Origin of the sequence: Haloarcula montana, assembly GCF_035666295.1 — an archaeon.
Lineage (GTDB): Archaea > Halobacteriota > Halobacteria > Halobacteriales > Haloarculaceae > Haloarcula > Haloarcula montana.
In genome coordinates, this window is the sequence record NZ_CP142029.1 from 156,610 (window position 1) to 179,930 (window position 23,321).

Here is a 23,321-nt window from a genome sequence, read left to right on the forward strand (position 1 = left end):
TACATGATTTCGAGGGCTGGCCTCAGCATCATCGATACGCTCAGTACTGGCCAGCAAGCAACGCCAGCCGAGCTCGCAACAGAGATCGAGTACTCGCGGGCCCATATCTATGATGTCCTGGATGCGCTGGTGGCTGAAGGATTGCTCTCTGAATCACGTGGCAATAAAAACCAACGGCAAGTGCGGGTTACGGATCACCCGGTCATCGAAACGTACCGTACCCTACGTGCAGAACTGAGCCATGTCGACTGGGTTGAGCTTCTGTCACCTGCCACACTCCGGGTGTGTTGGTATCTCGACGAACCACGGCGTGTCACCGACATCGCAGACCGCCTGTCGATCACCCGGCAGGGTGTTCATAACGCGCTCTCGCCGCTTAAGAATCGAGCAATGCTATCACCGTCAGGACCGGACTATGCATTACATGATGACCTTTCACCCCTACTGGCGTTCGCTCGTGCAGTGGTGATTCACGAGCATCGCTCGCGGGTCCGGGCGGTTGCACCGAGTGTGACCGTTGAGTGGTGTGACCCAAAGCGAGCACTCGTCCGGGTCCAGACAGGTGCGGATACGGATGCACTACACAATTCCAGTGAGTGGCAACTGACTGGACTTGCTCGATTTGAAGCGTACGGGCTGCAGTTTTTTCTCGCCGGCGAACCTGCCTTCTGGTATGCCCCTGACGAGGAGCCCACACCTGCTGAGGTGGTGTGCCACACACTCGTCCTTGACAGTGGATCCCGCCGTGTCAGCTATGCGATGCTGTTGATCGAGAAGGTAGATATCGACCGAGAGAAACTCGCTTCGACTGCGAGATGGTACGGGCTGGAGCGTGAAATCACTGCGATGTATCGGCCACTGCAAGGTGAGTTCAATATCTCAGAGGAAGTTCCGGTTGCCCTTCCAAGTGAAACAGAATTTATAGCGCTCAAAGAGCAGTATGGAGTCTCATGACTGTGTTCACGGGCGGTGAAGCAATTGAGGCGTTTCTCGAGGAACTCGACGGTTGGCTCTCAAAATCGGTTACTAGTCTGGAAGCAGTTCTTCCATTGATCCAGCCGTAGAGGAAAGTTCTATAATATACCTCCTATCCCTATTCGAGCGGTGTCTGTCGGTTGCGCATCTCCCCACCGCAGTCCCGACAGTTCTCTGGATGGCTCTCTGCTACGATGACTTTGCCACAGACAAAGCATTCGTACGGTGTCTCCTCGTCGTGGTCTTGCTTGACATCTCTCATATGTATTTACGAGTGACGGGTTCCGACTGCGGCACACTCGATTAAGGAATAGAAGGACATCAAAGGAATACCCAGGTGTTTACTAACAAGGCAGTATTGAATATAATGGTTTGTTATTAACCCATTCACAGCTCTCGATCCGAAACGCCCTTTTCGTCGAACAGTGCTGTGAAAAGTTTCCGTTGGACGGTCCTCACGTGTTGATAGAACGCTGGTGGTGAGATTTCAAGCATCGCTGCAATGTCCTCACCGGATTTCTTGCGGGGAGACTCGAAGTATCCGCTGTAGTAAGCGGTCTGTGCCACCTCGAACTGTCTCTCCGTGAGGTCTGTAAGGAACTGCGAACTGCGGTCACGCTCGATTCCTTGTTCAAGGGTCGCTTTTCGTCTGAGCTCGGCGCCAGAGAATGTACTGTGGACCAACTGTGAAATGTTTTGTACATCGACACTCTGTGGAATGTCGATGACGAGTGTCGTTCCATCCGAATCCGCAGTCGCCTCTCGGAAAATAGCCCCGTGGTCGGCTAATTCCTGTGCGAGAAACGGCTGTGACAGTTGAAGCCGCAGGACACCGCTGTCAGTGTCATCTTCAGTTATTTGTGTTACGTCGCGTATCGTCGTCATATCTGCCGCAGCTTCCGAGACCTCATTGATGTCTCCGTCGTTGACAGTGATGAACACGTTATTCCCAGTCGGAGCATGCTGGATCCCACCCTCGTATGAGAGTGAACAGTCTACAGACCGGGCGAGACGCGACAGGAGAAACCGCTCGTCATCAATGCCGAACTCGACACGCGTTACTGATGTCGTCAGTAATGCGTGTTTACGTTCGATTGCACTGAGTGCCGATGCGATCGTCTCCCCGAGTTCACACAGTACAGTACGAGTTGTCTCGTCGAATGCGTCCTTCGTATCCGCATAAATGGTGAGGATGCCGTGCCTTAGATCGTTATACACCAGTGGAATGCTCAGCACAGAGAGGAAATCGCGTGTGAGGGCGTCCGAACGCCATGGAGCATCCCGGAGACCAGCGGCGACGTTCGGAACCATCGTCATCTCGCCAGTGGCACCTGTCTGCCCTGCGGGATCCGTCTCGGAGGCCGCGACGGTCATGGACTGACTGTCGAGATATCCCTGTTCATTGCCAGCCCAGGCCTTGGGCTCGACAGTTTCTGCCCCCGGATCGACACTTCCGATCCAGGCGAATTTGAATCGATCTGTATCAGTCAGCCGTTCACAGACGGTGTGATTGATCTCTTCTTGTGTCTCGGCTCTAACGATCGTCTGATCTATCTCTCGTATCGTATTATTGATGTTATTTAGGGCGGTCAGTTGCTCGTTTTGCCGCTGGAGTTCGCGGTCCTGTTCCCGGAGCTGGGACTCCCGGGCGACACGGTCGAGGGCAGCCTCGGCAGTCGCAGCGAGCAGATCGGTAAGCTCCTGTCGTAACTCATCGAATACGCCAACAGCTGTCGAGCCAGTGACGAACACGCCATGGTTGCCAAGCGGAATGAACATGACGCTGCGGAGGTCGGTCGCCCGATTGTCAAGCCGATCCGCATCGTGGATATCGTCGAACACGAGCGTCTCGTCGTTGACAAAGCTGTGGCCCGGGAGTGTGTCGTCGTTCGTATGAACCGCTGGAAGTGGGCCATGGTGTTCAGTCATTGCCTGTGATTGAGCAATAGGCTGAAGTTGGTTTGTCTCGACATCGAACAGGTAGATGGCACTCGCAGAGACATCGAAGACACTGAGCACATCATCAACGAGGTGCTGGCCGATCTCCTGGTTAGTCTCCGTATAGAGGAATTTCCGTGCAGTTTCTTGTAACGTCGCTAGCGCTTCTTCGCGCTGTTTCCGCTTTGTTATATCCCGACAACTATACAGCAGTGTTCCGCCCTGGATCGCAACTTCACGAACGTTGACTAGTAGTGTGTGCTCGTGACCACCTTTATCAGTGACCGTACATTCGATGTTCTTGAGAACGCCTGTCTCGGCGAGTTCGTCGCGGTCGAACAGGTCCTCCCCGAGGAGTGTATCGATCGTTTCCTGCTGACGAATTTCGTCGTCGGTGTAGCCGAAGATGAAGTGGACGTTCGGACAGACATAGGTGTATTCACCTTCCTCGTTTGTGATGAGGACGGTATCGGTCATATTACTCAGTGTGACCCGGTGGAGTTCCTCGGACTGACGCAAGTTACGGTCGAGGGTAGCCTGATCGGTTATGTCCAATCCTTCGATGACGATCGAGCTGACATCGCCGAAACCGTTCCCGACCGGCCGAACTGATAGCTCGATGATGCGCTCCGTTGCCCTTGACGACTGGTAGACGACCACGTTACCGAACTGTCCGTCGCGTGCGGCCTGTACAAGTTGCCTGACATCGCGTTCGGTCGCATCAGAATCCGACCACCATGGCAACGTCCAGAACGGATCCCCTCTGATAGCATCGATGTCCTTGTCGATCATTGCCCGTCCCGTCTGGTTTACACGTATGAGCGAGCCATCCGGGTCAAGTACCCACGTTGCCGTCTGTGTGTCTTGAAATACGGCGTCGAACTGTCGAGCCCGTTCACGCCGAGCGATCCCCTGTTGTGCGGATCGAAGCGCTTTACGGGTTCGCGTAATCAATTCGTTGATCCACCGGCCATCTTCTTCTGTGAGTGGGACGTAGTCGGTGACACCAGCCTCGATTGCCTTACTCGCGAGAACTTCGCTTCCGTCTGTGGTTCCGAGGACGAGAGGAACGTCTGGTACCACGTCTTGGAGTTGCCGGACCAGTGCAATACCGGTTCCTTCTGTGAGCGCATCCCCCGTGACGATACAGTCGACCGGACACCGCCGAACAGTATCGAGTGCTTCTGATGCTGTTCCAACAGTACGAACAGATGCACCTGTGGTGGATTCGAGGGTTTTCGTGAACGTTTCACTCCAAGTCGCCGAACTGACAACGAGAACCTGTGACGTATCGAGGGGCGGTTCTCCGTCCTTCATCTGCCTCTCCCGGACACGACCCTGTCACCATCGACGGAGGAGCGCTTCAGTTGCCACATCTCGTTAGGTTCAATAACAAACAACCTCTCTCCTGTGGACCTTGGTACTCAACAATTTAGTATTTGCTTATTCCTGTACTCCGTCCGCTTGGGTGCGCCAAGTCGACGACTGGGACTCACGAACATACGGAGAGATTCCGTCGCCACGACTGGCCTCTCACCGTAAGCCGGGCAGTCATGCTCTCGATATACCCAACTCAAACCAGCTATGATGGACGTTCAACGTCGCTTGACGCAGAGAAGAACGATCAGGCACGTGAAAGAGCCGGCATCCATTCCAGTGTTCCGATCGGTGAGTCGAGTCTGGCATTTCCCCAGTGGAGATGTCCTTCTCGAACTTGCCGACCATCGTGACTGCCTCCTCCCGGACGTTGACAAGGTCGATATCCCGGTAAGTGGAACAGAACACATCGCAGAGGCTGTCGTACTCGATACAGACACCACAGTTCGGGCAGAAAAAATATCTGGAGATTTAATATTAAAGGAGATTGATTATTTTGGGGAGTTAGAATAAAGAACAAGATTAAACAGTGTCAATACGGTCCAGATAGTCACTACTCTACTGAAAGGTAATATATATTCTTTGGTAGAAATAGATAGTTTTTGGTATCCGGATATATCTGATAGAGATATGTCTGAGGTAAACCCGTATCAAAGCCTACGGACGCAGATCGATGAGGCAGCTGAATACTTACCGCTCTCCGAGGGACAACTGGAGCGGCTGAAAACCCCCGAGCGGGTATTGGAAACGAACCTTTCTGTGGAGATGGACGACGGATCAATTGAAGTATTCCGCGCGTACCGCTCCCAGTTTAACGGCGACCGTGGGCCGTACAAGGGCGGTATCCGCTACCATCCACAGGTAAGTCGTGACGAGGTGAAGGCTCTCTCCGGATGGATGGTGTACAAAACGGCGACGAGCAATATCCCACTCGGCGGTGGGAAAGGGGGTATCGTAATCGATCCGAATGCTTATTCTGAGGACGAACTGGAACGTGTCACACGCGCGTTTGCGAAGGAACTGACGCCACTGATAGGGGTTGATCGTGACATCCCCGCACCCGATGTCAATACGGGTCAACGCGAGATGAATTGGATTAAAGATACATATGAGACACTTGAAAATACGACCGAACCCGGTGTTATCACTGGGAAAGACCTCTCGAGCGGTGGAAGCGAGGGTCGGGTCGAGGCGACTGGGCGTTCAACGGTTGTCGCAGCACGTGAAGCGTTCGAGTATCTCGACAAGGACCTCGAACACGCCACGGTGGCGATTCAGGGCTATGGGAACGCCGGCTGGATTGCGGCGAAACTCATCTACGGGATGGGTGCTAACGTCGTTGCTGTATCCGATTCCAGCGGAGCTATCTACAACGAAACGTCGCTTGATCCAGTTGCGGTTAAAGAATACAAACGCGAAACCGGGAGCGTGGCTGGATATTCGGAAGCGGAACGTGAACTCACGAACGAGGAACTCCTCACTCTTGATGTCGACCTGTTGATCCCGGCCGCACTTGAGAACGCTATCGATGAGTCACTGGCAGACGATATCTCCGCCGATGTAATCTCCGAAGCTGCAAACGGCCCGATTACTCCTAAGGCGGACGACGTACTCAGTGAAAAAGAGATACTTGTCATCCCGGATATCCTCGCAAACGCGGGCGGCGTCATCGTTTCTTATTTCGAGTGGGTTCAGAACAGACAGCGGTTCTACTGGTCCAAAGAGCGTGTCAACGAGGAGTTAGACGCAATGATCGTCGAACAGTTCCAGAACCTCGTCGACGCATACGAGGCCCAGGACCTCCCATCGTTCCGAACTGCCGCATATGTCGTCGCGCTTCAGCGGGTCATGAACGCCAGTGAACAGAATGGAACCTGGCCGTAATGGACATCTCGGATCCAGTTGGTTAAACGAAGATTGACACGATGACCAACAGATACCGTTGGTCTCACTTCGCCCCGGAGACGAATGCTGTAGACCAGGTCAGCAACTAAGATGACAATCAGTCCCACCAGAGGATCGCCCTTCTGCCAGTCGAGATGATATCGAACCCGGTTATTTCCGATATCGCGTCAGCTCCAGAAAGCAAGTCCATGAGGGATGGATACATTCGTCTTTAGCTAATACTCACAGTAATACCGAATAACCGTGTTCTGAAAGCGAATTACGTTGTAACACGTCCGCTACGGAGCAAAAGAGCGGTTTCCAAACGTCGTGGATCGTCTATTCTCAGTGGCAAGAGCATCTCAGTCGCTGGTTTCGCCTGTTCAATACTATCAAGAATATTGCTAAGCCAAAATATTACTATCAGACTTAGCTAAAGACGAATGGGGATGGATAGAACGAGATGACTTCCACGGTCGATTCGTGATTACGCATTCGCCCGACGAGATGGTGTCACTGCTAAAATATCGGGTTACGCTCACTCATGGGCGACTTGAAGGGTTTGAACGGGTTTGATTAGGGTCGTCTCCTCATCCCTTGCAAATACCCGGCTCGTGACAATCTTACCGACGCTCTCAGGACTCGTTCAAACCGGGCAACTCCCAGTGACGATGCTCCGTCACCACTCCAGATAGAGCAGTTCCGATATGAACATTGAACAGCGGTTCATCGGGTAACAGACTCTTGACTCCGTCTTTATCTTGACCCATGTATTGTCGTAGGAAACGAATACACCGGTGGAAGTTTCACAAGCCATTCGTGTTGGGTACCATTGGCTGGGAGATCTTGCCTCTTCGACTCCATAGCTACCACTCAACGGTGTCCACGATATTCTACGCGAACAATGATCGCGACGGTATCGGTAGAATCCGCGAACCCAAGGAGTCGATCAGTACAGCTGTCGTTCCTTTTCCTCTCGTTCCTCGTCGTGCTGTTGCTGTGCCTTCTGACGGCGGCGGCCACGTCTGTATTGGATGACGCCCGGGATGATCGTGTTTTTCAGATCCAGAACGAACGACACGAAGCCGTACGCCCAGAAGAAAAACAGGACCAGCATCAGGCTCCACCAGAGGGTACCAGGCATTGTGTGTTAGTCGTCGGATTCCGCCTCGCTGCCGGCTGTCGCGCCACCGGCTCCGATCGGTTCGAGTTTGTGGACGATCGCCTCACCCGATGCGGAGTCGAACAGGTGGACGTTCCGCCTGTCGATGACGACCTCGACGTTTTCGTCCTCGGCGATCTCCGAATCGGGGTCGATGCTCATCAGCAGTTGGTCGTCGGTCGTCCGCTCCTGGTCCATCGAGGTCTCCCCTTCGCCCAACAGCAGGTAGGCGAAGATCTCGTCGCCCATCGGTTCCAGGATGTCCGTCCGTGTGGGGATCGCCATCGACGGGTCGGGAACCTCGCTTCTTTCGGTGGCCGGATAGATGTCTTCCGGTCGGATGCCGATCGTCAGATCGTCACCGACACCGACGCCCTCGACGGTCGTCGGATCGAACTCTAGCGTAAAGTTCGGCGTTTCCAGCGCGTTCTCTGAGACCGTCGCCGAGACGAAGTTCATCGACGGCGAGCCGATGAACCCGGCCACGAAGAGGTTGTCGGGCTCGTTGTAACAGGTCAGCGGCGGCGCGATCTGCTGGAGACTCCCCGCGTTGAGGACGGCGATGCGGTCCGAGAGCGTCATCGCTTCCTCCTGGTCGTGGGTGACGTAGATGATCGTGGTGTCCAGTTCCTTGTGCAGGCGCTGGAGTTCCGTCCGCATGTGGACTTTCAGCTTCGCGTCTAAGTTCGCCAGTGGCTCGTCCATCAGGAACACGTCCGGTTCGCGGACGATCGCCCGGGCGATCGCGACACGCTGGCGCTGGCCACCGGACATCTCTTCGGGCATCCGCCCGAGCATCCCCTCTAACTGGACGATGTCGGCCGCCCGCTCGACGCGGCGATCGATCTCGTCCTGGGGGTAGTCTCGGAGTCGGAGTCCGAAGCTGATGTTGTCGTAGACGTCCATATGCGGGAACAGCGCGATGTTCTGGAACACCATCGCGATGCCCCGGTCTTTCGGCGGGAGGTTCGTCACCTCCCGATCGCCGATGAATATCTGCCCCTCGGAGGGGATGGTCAGCCCGGCGATCGTTTCCATGGTCGTCGATTTCCCACAGCCGGATGGACCGACGAAACAGATGAACTCGCCGTGGTCGATGTCGAGGTTCATGTCGTCGACCGCGGTGACTACTTCACCTTGATCGTCGTAGCGTTTCGTGACGTGTTCGAGTTTGACTCGTGCCATTGTGTTACTCCTTGAGTGCTCCTGAGGTCAGTCCGCTGACGATGCGTTCCTGTGCGACGACGACGAGGATGACGACGGGGAGGACCCCGACGATACTCGCGGCCGCCATGAGGTTGTACTGGGTGGTGTACTGGGTCTGGTAGCTGAGTATCCCACCGACGATCGGTGACCACTTCGCCGCCTCGGGAGAGGTGGCCATGATCGAACTGAAGAAATACTCGTTGTACACCGCGATGAAGGTCAGCACGGACGCCGTCGCCACACCCGGCGCCGACAGCGGCATGATGACCCGGAACAGCGCGCCGAGTCGCGTCGTTCCTTCGACGCGTGCTGCGTCCTCTAACCCGTCGGGAATCTGTCCGTAGAAGGTCGTGAGGATGAAGATCGACAGCGGCATGAACAGTGCGCTGAAGGGAAGGATCATCGATCCCGGTGTGTTCAACAGTCTTGGCGGCGTGAACAGCGGGATCTGCGTGAACGGCACCAACAGCGGTTCGTTGCCGGCGAAGGCCTTGAACAGCGGGATGACGAACGCCGCCGGCGGGAAGTAGCTGATCGCCAGGATACCCAGCATCAGGAGCGCACGGCCGGGGAAGCGGAGTCGGCCGAAGACGTATCCCGCGAGACTCGCGACGATCAAGACGATGATGGTCGTGGTGACCGCCAGGGCGAAGCTGTTCAACATATACAGGTGGAACGGTACCTGCTCGAAGACCGAGATGAACGCTTCGGGATTGAACCCCTTCGGCGTCGGCAGGGGGATGGTGAACCCACCGATCTGGGGCAGGAAACTCCCGGCCAGGAGGTTCCCTTCGGGCGTGACTGCCAGGACGGCGAGCCAGTAGAAGGGGAACAGCGTCGTCACGAGGAAAAACACCATCGCGGCGTAGAACAGCGACCTGTAGAGGCCGTCTGGGTTGGCTATCGTTCGCTTGGCCCAGCCACTGATCCCGCCTTCGTCACTCGCGTCGGTGTTGCCAGTTGTCGTTGCCATGTTAGATCGCGTCCTCCCCTTGCCAGAGGATAATTCCCATCACAACTATTCCGATAATCGCCGCAGTGACGAACGCGATGGAGGCGGACACGCCCTCACGGGTCGTGAACGTCGCGACGACCATACAGGACAGCGACGGAACGACGGTACAACTCGATACGGTATCGATGATACCGTAGACCCGCATCGCCTGCACGGAGCGGAACAGCACGGCGATTCCGATGGTGGGCAGGATGAGCGGGAAGGTGATGTACTTGAACTGCTGCCACTTGGTCGCGCCCGCGACCTTCGCGACGTTGTAGAGCCCGCGGTCGATGCTCTGGAGCCCGGCGAGTATCAGTAGCGCCATGAACGCCGAGGTCTTCCAGATGTCGGCGACGATGATGATAAACACCGCACTGGCGGTGTCGTTGAGCGTGTTCGTCGGCGCGAGTAGCCCCAGATCCGCGAGGAAGGGGGTCGCGAACCCGATGTTGGAGTTGAACATCAGGAAGAAGATCATCCCCTGGATGACGACCGGGACGGCCCACGGGATGATGATGGCCGCACGAATCCACCGCCGCCCGTAGAAGTCCTGGTCGAGGATGAGCGCCTGTCCTAGCCCGATGAGGGTCTCGAAGAGGACGCTCACCACGGCGAAGATGATCGTGACCACCAACGCGCTGTTGAGCATCCCGGTCAGTGTTATCTCGGTCGGGAGGAACGAGGTCCCACCGGGAAGGTACCGATCTAGCCCACCGGTGAACAGGTCGACGTAGTTCCCGACGCCGACGAAGGTCGTCGACGAGAAGTCCGTCGAGAGACGGAACAGCGACAGTTCGAACGTCCTGAGCAGTGGGTATAGCGCGACGATACCCAACAGGACGAACACTGGGACCAGTAAGAGGTAGGCGTACTGCGTGTCGCTCAAGTTTTCCATCCGCCGAGTCAGTCCAACAAGGATACCAGAGCGGCGTGATTCCCTGGACTGGCGGGTTGATGCCTCTGGGCTCACGGATTACCTCCCGCTAGTGTCGTTCGCATAATGGTTTTGAGTAAGTGAGTGAGTGAAATCGGGCCGCCGTTCAGGTGCTGCTCTCGGTTTGCTTCAGCCGGGACTGGAGAGTGGCCATCGCTTCTGCGGAGGATACGTCCTGATTGACCGCGCGGTTGGCTTGCTGGGAAATGTTGCTGGACTGGTCGCTCCAGACCGACGTGACCGGGCGCGCCATCGTGTTCTCGCCGGCCACGCGGAGCGTCTCCATGTAATTGCCCATGGGATCGATGTTCGCCGCTTCGCTGGAGTTGAACAGGCTCCCCCGCGGCGGGAGCCATCCCTCCATTTCTAATAGGAACAACTGGAACGCTTCGCTCATCGTCGCCTCGATAACCTGAGTGACTGCATCGAGCTTCTCGCTGTAAGGGTTGACAGTAATGTGCCAACCACCCAGTGCGGACGTCGTCCCTCCAGTACCCGGCAACTCCGCGTTGCTTTCCGAGACCGCGTAGGGAATCGGCATCGTTCCAAGGTCGTCGCCGAACTCCGAGGCGGCCTGATTGATGGCGTATGGCCAGTTCCGGTGGAAGAGCGCGTTCCCGTCGAGGAACGGGGCAAGCGATCCGTCCTCGATCCACCCGAGGATCTCCGTCGGGGTGAACCCGCCGCCGTACCCTTGGAGTTTGTCGAAGTCCTCGTCGTGAACGAACTTCCGCATCATGTTCAGCGAGTCGATGACCGGCTGGGAATCGACGGTGACGGGCCGGTCGCCGACCGGGCCAAAGAGGTTCTCGCGACCGCCGAAGTAGGCGCCACCCCATGAAGACAGGACTTCGTTGAACGTACAGCAGGCAGTTCCCTCGTAGATATCCCACTGGGTCGTAAAGCCGTACTCGACATCCGTCGCGTCAACCGTGTCCGCCGCGACGTTCGACCACTCCTTCCAGGTCATCGGCTCTGTGGCCCAATTCTCCGACTCGGGGCTGTAGCCCGCTTGCTCGACGAGGTCCTTTCGGTACAGCATCGTCGGGTAATCAGGGTAGAGTGGCACCCCGAAGAGGTCGCCACTCGACGGGTCAATAGCTGTCTCGGTGAAGCCACTGAAATACTCCTCGTCGATCGTCGAGAGCATCTCCTCGGTCAGGAGCTCCGAGAGGTTGGCAAGTTGGCCCCGCTGGATGAAGATGTTCACCCACCCGTTGTCCATCATGAACAGGTCTGGTTTGGTCTCCTGTGAGCTCAGAAGCCGGTTGTAGTTGGCCCGCCGCTTGCCGCTATCGGGTTGGCCCTGTTCGAACTCGATTTGGATATCGTCTGAAAGCCCACCCTCGTCATGAAGTGCGTCACGAACCTGATCAGCGTGGTCTTGGACCACCGTCGCGTCGAACCCCCACGTGACGGTCGTTGATCCGCTGCTCCCGGCATCACCGGCCTGTGTTCCGTTGTCGTTCGCGTTGCCATCACCATCGTTCGAGGAACTCGCACAGCCTGCGAGACCAGCAATCCCCGAGACGCCAACTCCCGTGACGAACCGTCGCCGCGAGATGCTGCTTCGCTTTCCATCCGTCTTCGAGTATTCTGACATTGTCCGCTTTGTCAATCAAAATACGCACACTTATAGTTTAGGGAATTGAGTTGAGATATCAAAAGAATTTTATCTGCAGTCCGCCGCACCTCTGGTATGGGACTCCGACGGTCACTTGATGACTACAAGCAAAACAGAGACACAGAGGACCGATTTCCTGGTGAGCGGCGCACGCAATTGGGACAGTTTACTGGATCGGAACAGCGACTCGTCCACGTTAGTCCGGATGGGTCACTGCGAGACTATTCGTATCCGCTCTCCGGGCTCCACGGAATCTCTGCATCCCGGTTCGGTGTTCAGGTCGACGGGAGAGTCACATGGTTTGATGCCAACGACGGAGCAACACAGACAGCCGAAGGAGCTTCGTTCGTCGAGACGACTCATAGTTTCGAGCGGTTTGATATCGTACAGCGTGATTTCACCGACACCCTCTCACACGTAACCGTATTCGAACTCCGAGGTGAGGCCCCTGATCGACTCGAAATCGTCGGATTCGTCGAATTCACCCCGGAGGGACAGGAAGGGCGAATCGGACAGTTGATTCACGACGGCGAGACTGTGGAACTGTATCATAACAGAGAACACGACTATCTCGGCGCGTCGACGGAACTGGAAGTTACACCACAGGTGTTAGAGACGTTCGACGAGATTCTGGCCGACGAACCACAGTCGTTCCCACGAGAGGGTGCTGCCGAGAGCTACGAGGGAAGCCGTCTTACCGGGGGTGTGAGTTTCCGTGCCGAACTCGAAAACGGACGGACGACCATCGTCACGACACTGTCGGATGTCGAAGCACAACCACGGTCGGCCGGCCTCGAACAGGTCGGTAACCAGATACAGCATTATAGCTCCTCGAATTCGTTTACTGCCAAACAACGATCAGAACCGCTTACCGATGATACGAACCGGCTTGTCGAAACGGATCTAACTGTCCTCGACCTCCTTTCGGCGCCGACGGGTGCTCGGATAGCAGGTCCCGATTTCGATCCACATTACCAGTACTCCGGCGGGTACGGGTACACCTGGTTTCGGGACGACGGAGAGATCTCGACGTTCCTGTTGGAGGCTGGCGAGAGACTTGGCCTCGATCTGGCGGAACGACACCGGAAGAGCGCCCAGTTGTATCTCCGGACGCAACTGGCTGATGGGCGGTGGCCCCACCGTGTGTGGCCAATGAATGGCCGCCTGGCACCTGGATGGGCAAACGGCCACCTCGAGGGATCTGAAACGCAATATCAAGCTGACCAGACAGCGAGTGTCCTTATCTTCCTCGCGAACTACCTCTCTTCACACCACGGGTCACTCCCTGAAGACACGATTCGAGATATCGAAACGGCCTTGGAGTTGGGGATAGAAGGGATGGACCTCTCGCTGGAGGCGGATGGGTTACCGACTGAATGCGAAAACGCATGGGAGAATATGAACGGTCGGTTTACTCATACAGCTGCGAAATTTCTGCATGCCTACAGCGCAATTGCGACCACACCACTGAATACGTCGGTTCGAGACCACGCTACGACGCAGGCTAAACACATTTATAATGCCCTCGAAACGATGTGGTGTCCCGGTCGGGGCATCTACGGGCTTCGACTGGATGAAGGCGAACTGGACGTACGAGTCGACAGTACCACGTTCTCGTTGATCGACGCACATCTAGCCTACGAAGACGTAGATGATGTCAGTGAGGAGCGACGCCGTCGGCTTGGCACTCACCTCGGAACAGCGTTTGACTGTCTTTGGACGGAGACAGATAGCATTCAGGGATTAGTGCGGTTCGAAGACGATACGTGGCGGCGACGCGATCAGTCGAGTGAGAAAGTGTGGACCGTCTCGACTGGTTGGGGCGCGTATGCCGCTGAAAAGGCTATCCGACTGGGAATCTCGGATCACAGATTTGACCCTACTGTGTGGTCAGACAGACTGTTCACTGAGATCGACCTCTCTGGGTCGCTTTGTCTCCGCTCTGGATACCTGCCCGAACAGTTCTTTGACTCTGGTGAGCCAGACAGCGCAACGCCACTTGGCTGGTCTCACGCGATCCGCCTCGCAACGTATGCGGCACGGAGTACCCGGGAAGCGAAAGCCGAATCGGGGCACACGTCAAGTAACCACTGACGAGTCATTAGCGCCACAGCCGTGTCGATACTAACCTTTATCTCCGGTATCTGCCCAACGATTGGATATGGTGGAGGACGACATTGTCGACGAACTCACTCGCTTCGGTCTCTCGGAGAAGGAAGCACTCGCTTACGTCGCAGTCCTCCAGAACGGCTCGACAACGATGCGTGTGGTCTCTGAAGAGACGGATATCTCGAAGAGTTACGCGTACGATATCGTCGGAAAACTAGAGGACCGTGACCTCATCGAAATCGACGATCACGTCCAACCGACACAGCTACGGGCGATCCCGCCCTCGGAAGGTATTGAAAACCTTGTTTCGCAGTTGCACAGCATCGAGACACAATTAGAGGACCTTTTCGATTCAGAGAGCTACGAACAACAAAAGTTCAGTATCATCAAATCACGTCGAACGATACTCACGCAACTCGTCGATCTAATCGATTCCGCGACCGACGAAATCGTGCTCGCCCTTCCGGCCTCGGTGCTCTGTCGGGTTGAGGACTCCCTTCGGGACGCACAGGAACGTGGCGTCTTCTGTATGCTGTTGGTGACTGAATATGATGAGGAGGTCGAAATTAGCGATTCGATAGCAAACGTGGTACAGACGTGGGACGCACCTGCACCAGTCACTCTCACTATCGACCGATCAGATGGCATCGTCTCGTCAGCCGATGCCGTATTGAACTCGAACTCGGACGAGTACGCGATATACCATGCGGAAGAACAGATCGTCTCCTCGTTGTTCGACTCGTTTATCGCGAACTACTGGCTGATGGGAGAGCAGCGACACGCTGCACAGAAGGGATCGCTGCCGGCAACGTTCACCAGTTTCCGTCCTGCGGTGTTCGAAGCGGCGCTGTACTTGACGGATGAACAGCCACTTACTGCTGAAATAGAGGTTCGGCCGACACAAAGTGACGACTCCTTCGAGATAGTTGAGGGAACCATCGTGGAGGTGAAACAGAGCATCGTGCGGCCATTCTCGAACGAGTTCCCGACACAGGAATCGTTCGTCGTCGAAACGCCGGACGGTACGTTCACCGTTGGGGGTGCCAAGGCGTTTATCGAGGACTTCGAAGCACGGAACATCACGTTGAAACGAGAGCCTGATAGGTGAGTATTCCGGCACCAACGAACTGAAAAGTACAGTTTATCGAATTTACAGGATGAGGAGACGCTTCGCGTATCGATCTCCTTGACCCTACTGCGGCCAATTAGGCAGCCAGCTGGTAAACGCTTACAGCAATTTTCTTACCCCCCCAGGGGGGCGAGGGACGCTCCACAGAGAGCGTTTCGTCACAGCCATATATGGTGACGACTCTCCAGATCGTGTTGCACAGCAGTTCCAGCCAACAAGTAGCTAGACCCCGAGGCCATCATCGAGTTCGGTGATGTCGACGCGGAGTTTCGCCAGTTCGTCGCCGAAACGCTCGAGACATCCGAGTTTCTCAGTACCGAGGTGCTCGGTGGCGACGATCCTGTCTTGGTCGTCAAAGAGGTCGATCGCGATGGCTGACGATCGACTCATTCTCGTCGTTAAGGGCGTCGGTCCTGCCGACTTCCCCGTCCACGAGACCGATCCGAACAAGCGCGACGAGGCGGTCGCCCTCGCGGACGATATCTTCGAGGTGCTCCAGGAGGACTACGACAAGGACGTCGACGGTGTCGTCCCCGTGGTCAATCCCGACGCCCACGAGCAGTTGCAGAAAACCGAGCGCTAGCTGCGAGGCTCGTACTGAAGCAGGGAACCACTGGTATCTATCTCAGGGCTGGCAGATCGGGCTGTGCAAGATACAGGGCGCGTATCTCGCACAGCAAATGTTCTATTTAGGAGGGCTTGATCGGCTGGTTCGTCTCACCGAACGCATCCAGTGTCGTCTCGGGCACCCCATCCCGAGCAAACACGGAAATGAGGTCCCCGGAACGAATCACTGTGTCTCCTTTCGGGGTAATCATCTCGTCACCGCGTTCGATTGCGATAACGAGAACCTCTTCGCCGAGTAATGACTGCTCGTTCGCATCACGAAGTGTCGTATCCACGATTGGGGCGTCCGTGCTGACCGTCACGTCAACAACTTCTGCACCGCCGGAGAGCGACACCATGTCAGTCATCGCCCCCTGTTTGCTCGCACCGTCTGGCCCGAACGGTTCGTACGGCGTAAAGTACTCGTCCTGAATCAGGTCCTCATCTTCGATTTCCAGGCCGAGCTTGCTGAGCTGATGTGCAATCCGCGTGAGGTCACTCATTTCTTCACCCACGGCCTTGACTTGAAGGTTGCCACGCCCTGTCCGGAGCTCTCGGACGTTGACGACACCGGGTACCGTGAGCGCCTTTTTGCCGGGATTCTCTCGCTCACTTGCAGAGGTGTTACAGACGAATAGGTTGGTCATACGGCTCTCACACCGTTCGTAGTCGATATCCGCGTGATATCCCTTGATAATTCCCGCCTCTTCGAGCTGGTCGATGCGGTTGCGAATCGTCCCCGGAGATACGTCCATCTCCTCCGCGACCATCGGGGCCGAGATGTTCCGTGCGTCCTGCTGGAGCGCATGGATGATGCGCTTGTCAATTTCGTCGAGTCGCCGACTCATACGAGAACTAACAGGGGGAGTGTCAATCCCTTTTTCGCCTGTGCTTCGTCGATAGTCGAGCTGCCGGTAGGCTACGATTCGAGACGGCGAGCGATGGCTTCGCGGACCGACATTGCGGATTCTTCAGGACCCCGGGCCATGACCACGGTTCCGTCAGCCTGTTCGCCGATCCTCTCGGGGAGCGATCCGAACACAGCCTGTGACACTGCACCGGAGCGCGTCGCGCCCACACAGATGGTATCGTACTGCGAGGTCGCATCGAGAATCGTCCCTTCGATATCTTCAGCCACATCGATGCGGGTGTCGTACTCCACCTCTTCGGTACCGGCGCGTTCGACGAAGTCCTCGATGAGCGCCTGACCGCGTTCCTCAGGTGAGAGTCCGTCCTCATCGTCACCCGGATCTTGAATATTGAACAGCGTCAGGGACGTGTCTTCACCGGCTGCCTTGACGAATTCTGCAGCTCGACGGGCAGCGACAGGAGCGTGTGGCCCCTCGCCAGCGAGGACCATGATGTCTCCCGTTGCGCGCCCGTCCTCAGGGCCGAGTTTCACGAGCGTCGCATCACACGATGCACGGCCGATGACGGGGTCAATGGTCGAACCCAAGACGTGTTCCCGTCGGCTCCGCTTGCCTTTCCAGCCGAGCAAGACGTGGTCTGCGTCTTCCTCCTCGATGACGTCTAGAATCGCTGACCCGGCGTTGCGGCCAACGATAGCGCGTGTCCGCAACCCGACGTCGAGGTCGTCGGCGATGTCCCGGGCCGAGTCAAGCAGCTCCTGCTGTCGCTCGACGCGGGTTTCCTCGAAAGTGAGGTCCTGTGCCAGCGAGGTCTGCTGTGGGACCTCGATGATGTTGACCGCAATGACTTCGGCCTCTTCGCTGTCGTGGGCGTGTGCACTGGCCGCAGCCATCCGAAGGAGATCGCGTTCCGTTGCGGGGTTGGCCACTGGCACGACGACCCGGTATCGACCCTGTCCATCGGCAACTTTCGTCGGTTCTGGTGCGATTGCTTCGCCCACCAAGCTCTGGCTGAGCGCCCGGTCGCGCGCATACAGGGCATACCAGATTACACCGAAGACAACGATGACACCGCCGATAGCCTGCACGATGGGGTTCATCTGGAGCAGAATGGCGATACTGGCGACGAACCCGAGAATCGGGACGACCGGGTACAGCACGCTCGGAATCTGGAACGCGGGGTCGTATGCCTCGGGGTTGGCACGTCGCAGGACGATGACCGCGACGTGGACGAGCGCGTAGGTGACGAGATACATGAAACTCGCTACCTCGGCGAGCGTCCCGATACCGACGCCGATTGCAATGAGCATGAGTGTGATGATCCCGGTCGCAGAGATTGCGCGGTAGGGCGTCCGGAACCGGTCGTGGACCTCGTTGAGCCAGTTGATGAGAATCTTGTCACGACCCATGGCGAAGTTCACGCGGGCTGCCGAGAGGATACTCGCGTTCGCGCTTGACACCGTCGCCAGGACCGCACCGACGATCATGAGCAACGCCCCGGCCGAGCTAGCAGCGTCCGGAGTAACCGTGAGGAGTGGTAGCCAAGAGAGCCAGGATGCGACCTGTCTAAATATCTCTGTCGCCACGTCCGCGACGGGAATCTGGGAACTGGCGAGCGCCTCGATCGAAAGCGTCCCCGTCGAGACGAACATCACGCCGACGTACATCAGCGTCGGCGTCACGACCGCGGCGATCATCGCCAGCGGCAGGTTCCGGCTCGGGTTCTTGATCTCCTCGGCGCTGGTCGCAATTACCTCGAAGCCGATGAAGGTCACGTAGACGGTTCCGATGGTTGCCGCGACGGCCGGCCAGCCGTTGGGGTTGAAATCCCCGATAGTCGGCCCATCGACGATTCCGATGCCGAGGAAAGCGACGATGAGACCGACCAGTGTGAGGACGATGACATTCTGGAGTGCCCCGGTCTCCTTGACACCATAATAGTTGACACCGGTCAGCAGCGCCGCCATGACGAGTGCGGCGACGGTAATCCCGATCTGGCCCCACCCGGCCAGGAAGCCGACGTATTGGCCGAGACCGGGTAGCAAGTACTGACCGAACCCAATCATGTAGAAGGCACTGGCGAAGGTCAGCCCGGCCCACATTCCCCACCCGACGATGCTCCCGAAGAAGGGGCCGAGCGCCCGGTTGACGTAGTAGTAGCTCCCACCGGCTTTGGGCATTCCAGTGGCCAGCTCCGACAGGGAGATCGCAGCGAGCAGGGAAACCAACCCGCCGGCGAAAAAGGATATCATACTGGCTGGTCCCGCCTGTTCGGCGGCGATACTCGGAAGGACGAAGATGCCGGCACCGATCATCGTCCCGAGGCCGATTGTGTACGCTTCTAGGAAGCCGAGGTCGCGTGCGAGTTCCTGGTCAGTCATGGTCTGGGAGTGTGATAACGGGCAGGTCGCTCTCCGAGACGAGTGACAGCGCTACGTCGCCGGTCAGCAGGCGGAGCCACCGACTGCCACCACGTGGCGTGAAGACGATGGCGCTCGCGTCGATCTCGTGTGCCGTTTCGATAATCGTTTCTGCAACGTCAGTCCCGTAGCGGATCTCGGTCGTGACGGTGATACCGGAGTCCGCAAGCGCGCCACGGGCGCTATCGAATATCTCGTGAGCGTATTCCTCACGCTGTTCGACTGACGCCTTGTCCGGTGCACCACCGGCCTTCTCGATCACGTTGAGAACGGTCACGCCGCCACCGCTGGATTCCAGGTACGGTTGGATAGCCCGCATCGTCGCGTTTGCGTCCTCCGGTGAGGCCACCGGCACCAACGCATGGGTGAACAACGACACGGACATGTCACACTCTCCCTAATTCGGTGCCACCGAATCGAGTATGATTTCCTCCAGTAGCTGTGCTCCGAACCATACTCCATACTCCACGGGACTGGTTTATCAATTGTTTGTCCTCACGCTTACCAATTCCCTGTATAGGGAATATATATTCTTCTAGTTACGGAATCAGAAACAATACTGTAGATTTATTACGCATAGACTATCAGTAGTGGCATGGCTCACGCTGAAACGAGTCGCCAGGAGTTTCTGGAACGGTCCGAGACTCCTGATTCTCCACCACGTATTCTGTATCCGATTTTCAGTTCCCACGATAACTTCACGTTCGAGACTGCATTGAATATCGCAGAAGGCGTTGGGGGAGAACTAATCGTACTGGACCTACTTACGGACGAGAGCCTCCAGAGTACAGAAACAACTCTCGTCGGTCGAAAACTACTGAAAGCCAATCTAGACGAGAACCACAGGGCCGAGACACACCTGATTATCGAGGAAACAAGCAGTCCACTCACAACAGCAATCAAAGTAGCGCAGCAACGGGATATCCAGCTTGTCGTCCTTGATGAACACACGCCCGAACTGTTTGGAGAGGGGCTTCGTGGCGACGCGGCCGACCGGATGCGAAAACACACATCGTGTGATGTGGTTTCAGTCACATACCCACGCGCAAGTTCAGGAATCGCATCGGTACTCGTCCCCATCGCCGAGGGGAAACACTCTGGCCTCGGCGTCGTCGTCGGGGGCGCTCTTGGGGCAGGCGCGAACGTGCCCGTTGACCTCTTACACGTGTCCGAAGAGAAAACCGATGCTGAAGTCTCACGGGTTTCGGAACTGTTCGAAACGGCTCGGGAACCCCTCCCTGAATCGGTCGAACTGGATACGTGGCACCTCGAAGCACCCGACGTCGCCGAGGCAATTATCAACGAGTCAGCACACTACGACGTGACCGTAATAGGAAAACCGACCCAAAGCCGCCTCCGGGAGTTCGTTTCAGGTTCGATCACCGCAACCGTGACAGAAGAGTCGGAAAACGCCGTCCTTACAGTACAGCGAAACGGTGATTACGGATTCGGCTTCGAACAGGAATAGCGGAAGCACGGGTGGGGACGGTGTTTCAAGCTCGATTCCACGACCCTGATCACCTCAAGGCGAGCTTTTTGAGCGTCGAATTCACCGAAGTCAATCTGGTAGACAGGGATGGTCCAACGGTTCTCCAAGCTGTGAAGTGAACCAAGACCTGTGTGCTGAATCCATCCTTTGTATCTTGCACGCCAACCGGTAGCAGTATCAGTAGGCTGATTGTTGTACCATCAGCTTAGGCAAGAGCCAGCCGCGATTTTGTGTACCCCTGTGGGGTGAGGGGTTTTCCCGATATGAGCACTGAACAGCAGTCCGTCGACGAACAGCCGCCAGAACACACCACCGACGACATCGACATCGAGGCCGAACACCAGGCGGCGCAGGCAACCGGCGAGGTCTTCGAGGGCCGACGGCGGGGAGGTCGGTAAGATGACCTGCCCGGACTGCGAGCGTCCATACCCGTCGACGGCCTGTGTCTCAAAGCGCTACCAGATCGACGGAGCGAGCTACGATCCGATCCCGTGGGGCGAGGAAGCTCAGTTCCGAACCTACGAACAGCAGGTCACCAAACTCGAAACGGAGGTCCTCTCCGGGGGCCGGGGCTGTCTCTCGAAAGCCGATGTCCGCCAGCGACTCAAGCGGTTCGCCGCGACCACTGACCCAGAGGCGTGGAACAACCGCTCTTGTCCCGCCTGTGGCGTTGAGCAAGGCGAGCACCATCACCATCTCTGTGACTACGAGGAGTGTCCAGTCTGTGGGGGACAGCCCCTGATCTGTCCCTGTGAGATCGGCATCGAGGTCCAGACCACGAGCAGACCCAGGCCGACGCCAGCAGCCATGGACGCCTGGCCGGGCTCCTGGGCCAACTCAGGTAGTTACTCCTTGGTCTGTAACTATCATTGGTCTGTAGGACAACCGTCCAGCGGCCAAACACTCAATACTCGTGTCATCAAACGGGTACACATGGCTACAATAGAAATTGACGAGGAGGTGTACGAGGCATTACGGCTGCCTGAACATGAGCGGTCACAAGCTATGAAAGAAGAATTAGCGGTCTCGCTGTATGCTCGCGATGTTCTTTCGTTCGGGAAGGCTCGCACTCTCGCAGAGCTCTCCACCCGAGAGTTCCAAGCACTGCTTGGTGAGCGCGAAATTCCGCGTCACTACACCGAAACCGAACTCGCTGAAGACCTCGAATATGCCGAATAGTGAGGTTGTCGTCTCGGACACCTCACCGCTTCTCAATCTTGCTCTCATTGATCGACTTGACCTGCTCATATCACAGTTCTCAAGACTCACGATTCCAATACAGGTGTGGGACGAACTTACTGACGGAGACGCAGGGCTAGACGCGCTCCGGGACCTCCGCGATACAGAGTTCCTCACGGTGGCCGAAGTGGAGCGATCTGACCTGTTCACTGAGATTTTCCGCGAACTGGACCTCGGTGAAACAGCCGCGATCTGCTATGCCATTGAGCAGGATGCTGATCTCATCCTTCTTGATGAGAAAGATGGCCGTCAAGTCGCCCGCAGACATGACTTGAGCGTGACTGGTGTCATCGGTATCCTCCTTCGGGCGGCCAACAAAGATGATCTGGAACTACAGCAGGAACTGGACGCTCTTCGTGAGGCTGGGTTTTGGATTTCTGATGAGCTTTATTCCAAGATTCTTTCCAAGGGGGAGTAGCGCTACTGGCCTCTCACTGACTGTATAATGTCGTCGGTTTGTCATACACTCGTCAGATTTCCTTCTTCTCTCAACGCTATTGGGTGGGGAGGACCTTCAGCAAATGATGTGGAAAAGCCAGGCCGGTGATGCCCACCCGACCGGCGTGCCTCTGACAGTTCGCAGCGACGCTGCACTAACGCTATTGGCTGCGCTGACATAAGCGGGAGAGTTACATCGATGTCAGTGGAGTGACCTGCCACAATGGCCTCTGGACGTGCGGTGTATTCCCCCGCTGCCAGATGGGGGCGGGTCCCAATTGGACGGTACCCCTTCGTACTGGCGCCCAGGGACCGCAGCCCGATTCGTATCACTGGGCAGTCTCGGAATACGCTTTGTGGCAGTCGTTTTTATGAAGAGGCCCCAGCCAGGCTCCTAGAATCGCCCGCCTGGCGTGGCTTTGTGCGTCCCCAGCGGATGAGAGACATGAGCACGAACACCTGCCCACGCGAGGAGTGCAACGCCGAGATCACTGAGTCCGAACGGGTCGCCTACGTCGACGGTGAGTATCCAGAGACCGCGACTGTCGGCCGCTACGCGGCGACGTGCGCGAACGGCCATCTCGAGTCGAGGATGTCCCCGAATCGCTCTGAGACCCGCTGTCGGGCGACCCTGGGGGCAACCGACGGTCGCCCGGCAGACACGGTTCTCGTGGCAGATGGTCGCAATGTCGATTTTTGTCTCCCTGGAGGGTATCGGGTTTCTCATCATGAGCACTGGTTCCCGATTCGCCGAGGAACAGTATCCTGAACTGACCAGCCCGGGTCGAAGCTCATCATCGACATGCACAGGCAGCCAGCGAGTCCTTCCAGAGCCACCGATACGGGTGGCGGGGCTGCCTATCCAGCACAGTATACCAGCTCCACGGCGCTATAGAGTCCTTGTGCCTAGTACTGAATCGTACGA

The 23,321-nt window shown here is 56.8% G+C and carries 21 protein-coding genes; 10 read left to right on the top strand and 11 right to left on the bottom strand.

Annotated features, from left to right (window positions below; translation table 11 throughout):
- Window positions 1–3 precede the first annotated feature (3 nt).
- Complete coding sequence (locus VJ109_RS18245) at window positions 4–954, top strand: MarR family transcriptional regulator (protein WP_324761196.1); 951 nt, start codon at window positions 4–6, stop codon at window positions 952–954.
- 139 nt (window positions 955–1,093) lie between these two features.
- Here VJ109_RS18245 and VJ109_RS18250 read toward each other — a convergent pair whose 3' ends face one another.
- Together VJ109_RS18250 and VJ109_RS18255 are read right to left on the bottom strand one after the other, a co-directional pair.
- Complete coding sequence (locus VJ109_RS18250; RefSeq protein ID WP_324761197.1) at window positions 1,094–1,237, bottom strand: rubrerythrin-like domain-containing protein; 144 nt, start codon at window positions 1,235–1,237, stop codon at window positions 1,094–1,096.
- Window positions 1,238–1,362: 125 nt separating this feature from the next.
- Entirely contained in the window at window positions 1,363–4,230 is a 2,868-nt protein-coding gene (locus VJ109_RS18255; protein WP_324761198.1) for a bacterio-opsin activator domain-containing protein, read from the bottom strand.
- A 315-nt stretch (window positions 4,231–4,545) separates the two neighbouring features.
- On the opposite strand from VJ109_RS18255, the gene VJ109_RS18260 reads away from it, so the two are divergent.
- Together VJ109_RS18260 and VJ109_RS18265 are read left to right on the top strand one after the other, a co-directional pair.
- Entirely contained in the window at window positions 4,546–4,803 is a 258-nt protein-coding gene (locus tag VJ109_RS18260) for a hypothetical protein (RefSeq protein ID WP_324761199.1), read from the top strand.
- A 117-nt stretch (window positions 4,804–4,920) separates the two neighbouring features.
- Window positions 4,921–6,174: a Glu/Leu/Phe/Val family dehydrogenase gene (locus tag VJ109_RS18265; protein ID WP_324761200.1), complete on the top strand. Its 1,254-nt coding sequence runs from the start codon at window positions 4,921–4,923 to the stop codon at window positions 6,172–6,174.
- A 949-nt stretch (window positions 6,175–7,123) separates the two neighbouring features.
- On the opposite strand, the gene VJ109_RS18270 is transcribed toward VJ109_RS18265, so the two are convergent.
- The 5 genes from VJ109_RS18270 to VJ109_RS18290 form a co-directional block, all read right to left on the bottom strand.
- Window positions 7,124–7,318, bottom strand: coding sequence for a DUF8005 family protein (locus VJ109_RS18270; RefSeq protein ID WP_324757842.1), 195 nt, complete (start codon window positions 7,316–7,318; stop codon window positions 7,124–7,126).
- Between the two features lie 6 nt (window positions 7,319–7,324).
- Window positions 7,325–8,521, bottom strand: coding sequence for an ABC transporter ATP-binding protein (locus tag VJ109_RS18275; protein ID WP_324761201.1), 1,197 nt, complete (start codon window positions 8,519–8,521; stop codon window positions 7,325–7,327).
- A gap of 4 nt (window positions 8,522–8,525) precedes the next feature.
- Entirely contained in the window at window positions 8,526–9,515 is a 990-nt protein-coding gene (locus tag VJ109_RS18280; RefSeq protein ID WP_324757844.1) for a carbohydrate ABC transporter permease, read from the bottom strand.
- A gap of 1 nt (window position 9,516) precedes the next feature.
- Window positions 9,517–10,434 (bottom strand): carbohydrate ABC transporter permease, encoded by a 918-nt coding sequence (locus VJ109_RS18285; RefSeq protein WP_324761202.1) that lies wholly within the window; start codon window positions 10,432–10,434, stop codon window positions 9,517–9,519.
- A gap of 145 nt (window positions 10,435–10,579) precedes the next feature.
- Complete coding sequence (locus VJ109_RS18290; RefSeq protein WP_324761203.1) at window positions 10,580–12,076, bottom strand: extracellular solute-binding protein; 1,497 nt, start codon at window positions 12,074–12,076, stop codon at window positions 10,580–10,582.
- A 96-nt stretch (window positions 12,077–12,172) separates the two neighbouring features.
- Here VJ109_RS18290 and VJ109_RS18295 point away from each other — a divergent pair, with 96 nt between their 5' ends.
- The gene (locus VJ109_RS18295; protein WP_324761204.1) at window positions 12,173–14,191 is read left to right on the top strand and encodes a DUF7997 domain-containing protein; all 2,019 of its coding nucleotides are present in this window, start codon (window positions 12,173–12,175) and stop codon (window positions 14,189–14,191) included.
- 67 nt (window positions 14,192–14,258) lie between these two features.
- Entirely contained in the window at window positions 14,259–15,314 is a 1,056-nt protein-coding gene (locus VJ109_RS18300; protein WP_324761205.1) for a TrmB family transcriptional regulator, read from the top strand.
- Between the two features lie 243 nt (window positions 15,315–15,557).
- Here the strand turns inward: VJ109_RS18300 and VJ109_RS18305 are convergent, their stop codons facing one another.
- Window positions 15,558–15,725 (bottom strand): hypothetical protein, encoded by a 168-nt coding sequence (locus VJ109_RS18305; RefSeq protein WP_324761206.1) that lies wholly within the window; start codon window positions 15,723–15,725, stop codon window positions 15,558–15,560.
- Here VJ109_RS18305 and VJ109_RS18310 point away from each other — a divergent pair.
- Complete coding sequence (locus tag VJ109_RS18310; protein WP_324761207.1) at window positions 15,706–15,918, top strand: hypothetical protein; 213 nt, start codon at window positions 15,706–15,708, stop codon at window positions 15,916–15,918. The two genes, VJ109_RS18305 and VJ109_RS18310, sit on opposite strands and share 20 nt — an antisense overlap.
- Before the next feature lie 106 nt (window positions 15,919–16,024).
- Here VJ109_RS18310 and VJ109_RS18315 read toward each other — a convergent pair whose 3' ends face one another.
- From VJ109_RS18315 to VJ109_RS18325, 3 genes are all read right to left on the bottom strand, one after another.
- Complete coding sequence (locus VJ109_RS18315; RefSeq protein ID WP_324761208.1) at window positions 16,025–16,789, bottom strand: Lrp/AsnC family transcriptional regulator; 765 nt, start codon at window positions 16,787–16,789, stop codon at window positions 16,025–16,027.
- A gap of 71 nt (window positions 16,790–16,860) precedes the next feature.
- Entirely contained in the window at window positions 16,861–19,191 is a 2,331-nt protein-coding gene (locus VJ109_RS18320) for an amino acid permease (RefSeq protein WP_324761209.1), read from the bottom strand.
- The gene (locus VJ109_RS18325; protein WP_324761210.1) at window positions 19,184–19,615 is read right to left on the bottom strand and encodes a universal stress protein; all 432 of its coding nucleotides are present in this window, start codon (window positions 19,613–19,615) and stop codon (window positions 19,184–19,186) included. Before VJ109_RS18325 ends, VJ109_RS18320 begins: the two co-directional genes overlap by 8 nt.
- A gap of 210 nt (window positions 19,616–19,825) precedes the next feature.
- On the opposite strand from VJ109_RS18325, the gene VJ109_RS18330 reads away from it, so the two are divergent.
- From VJ109_RS18330 to VJ109_RS18345, 4 genes are all read left to right on the top strand, one after another.
- Window positions 19,826–20,698, top strand: coding sequence for a universal stress protein (locus tag VJ109_RS18330; RefSeq protein ID WP_324761211.1), 873 nt, complete (start codon window positions 19,826–19,828; stop codon window positions 20,696–20,698).
- 284 nt (window positions 20,699–20,982) lie between these two features.
- Complete coding sequence (locus VJ109_RS18335) at window positions 20,983–21,117, top strand: hypothetical protein (RefSeq protein ID WP_324761212.1); 135 nt, start codon at window positions 20,983–20,985, stop codon at window positions 21,115–21,117.
- Window positions 21,118–21,652: 535 nt separating this feature from the next.
- A complete protein-coding gene (locus VJ109_RS18340; RefSeq protein WP_324761245.1) occupies window positions 21,653–21,898 on the top strand; it encodes a UPF0175 family protein in 246 nt (81 codons plus the stop codon).
- A complete protein-coding gene (locus VJ109_RS18345; protein ID WP_324761213.1) occupies window positions 21,888–22,376 on the top strand; it encodes a PIN domain-containing protein in 489 nt (162 codons plus the stop codon). Before VJ109_RS18340 ends, VJ109_RS18345 begins: the two co-directional genes overlap by 11 nt.
- The last annotated feature ends 945 nt before the right edge of the window (window positions 22,377–23,321 follow it).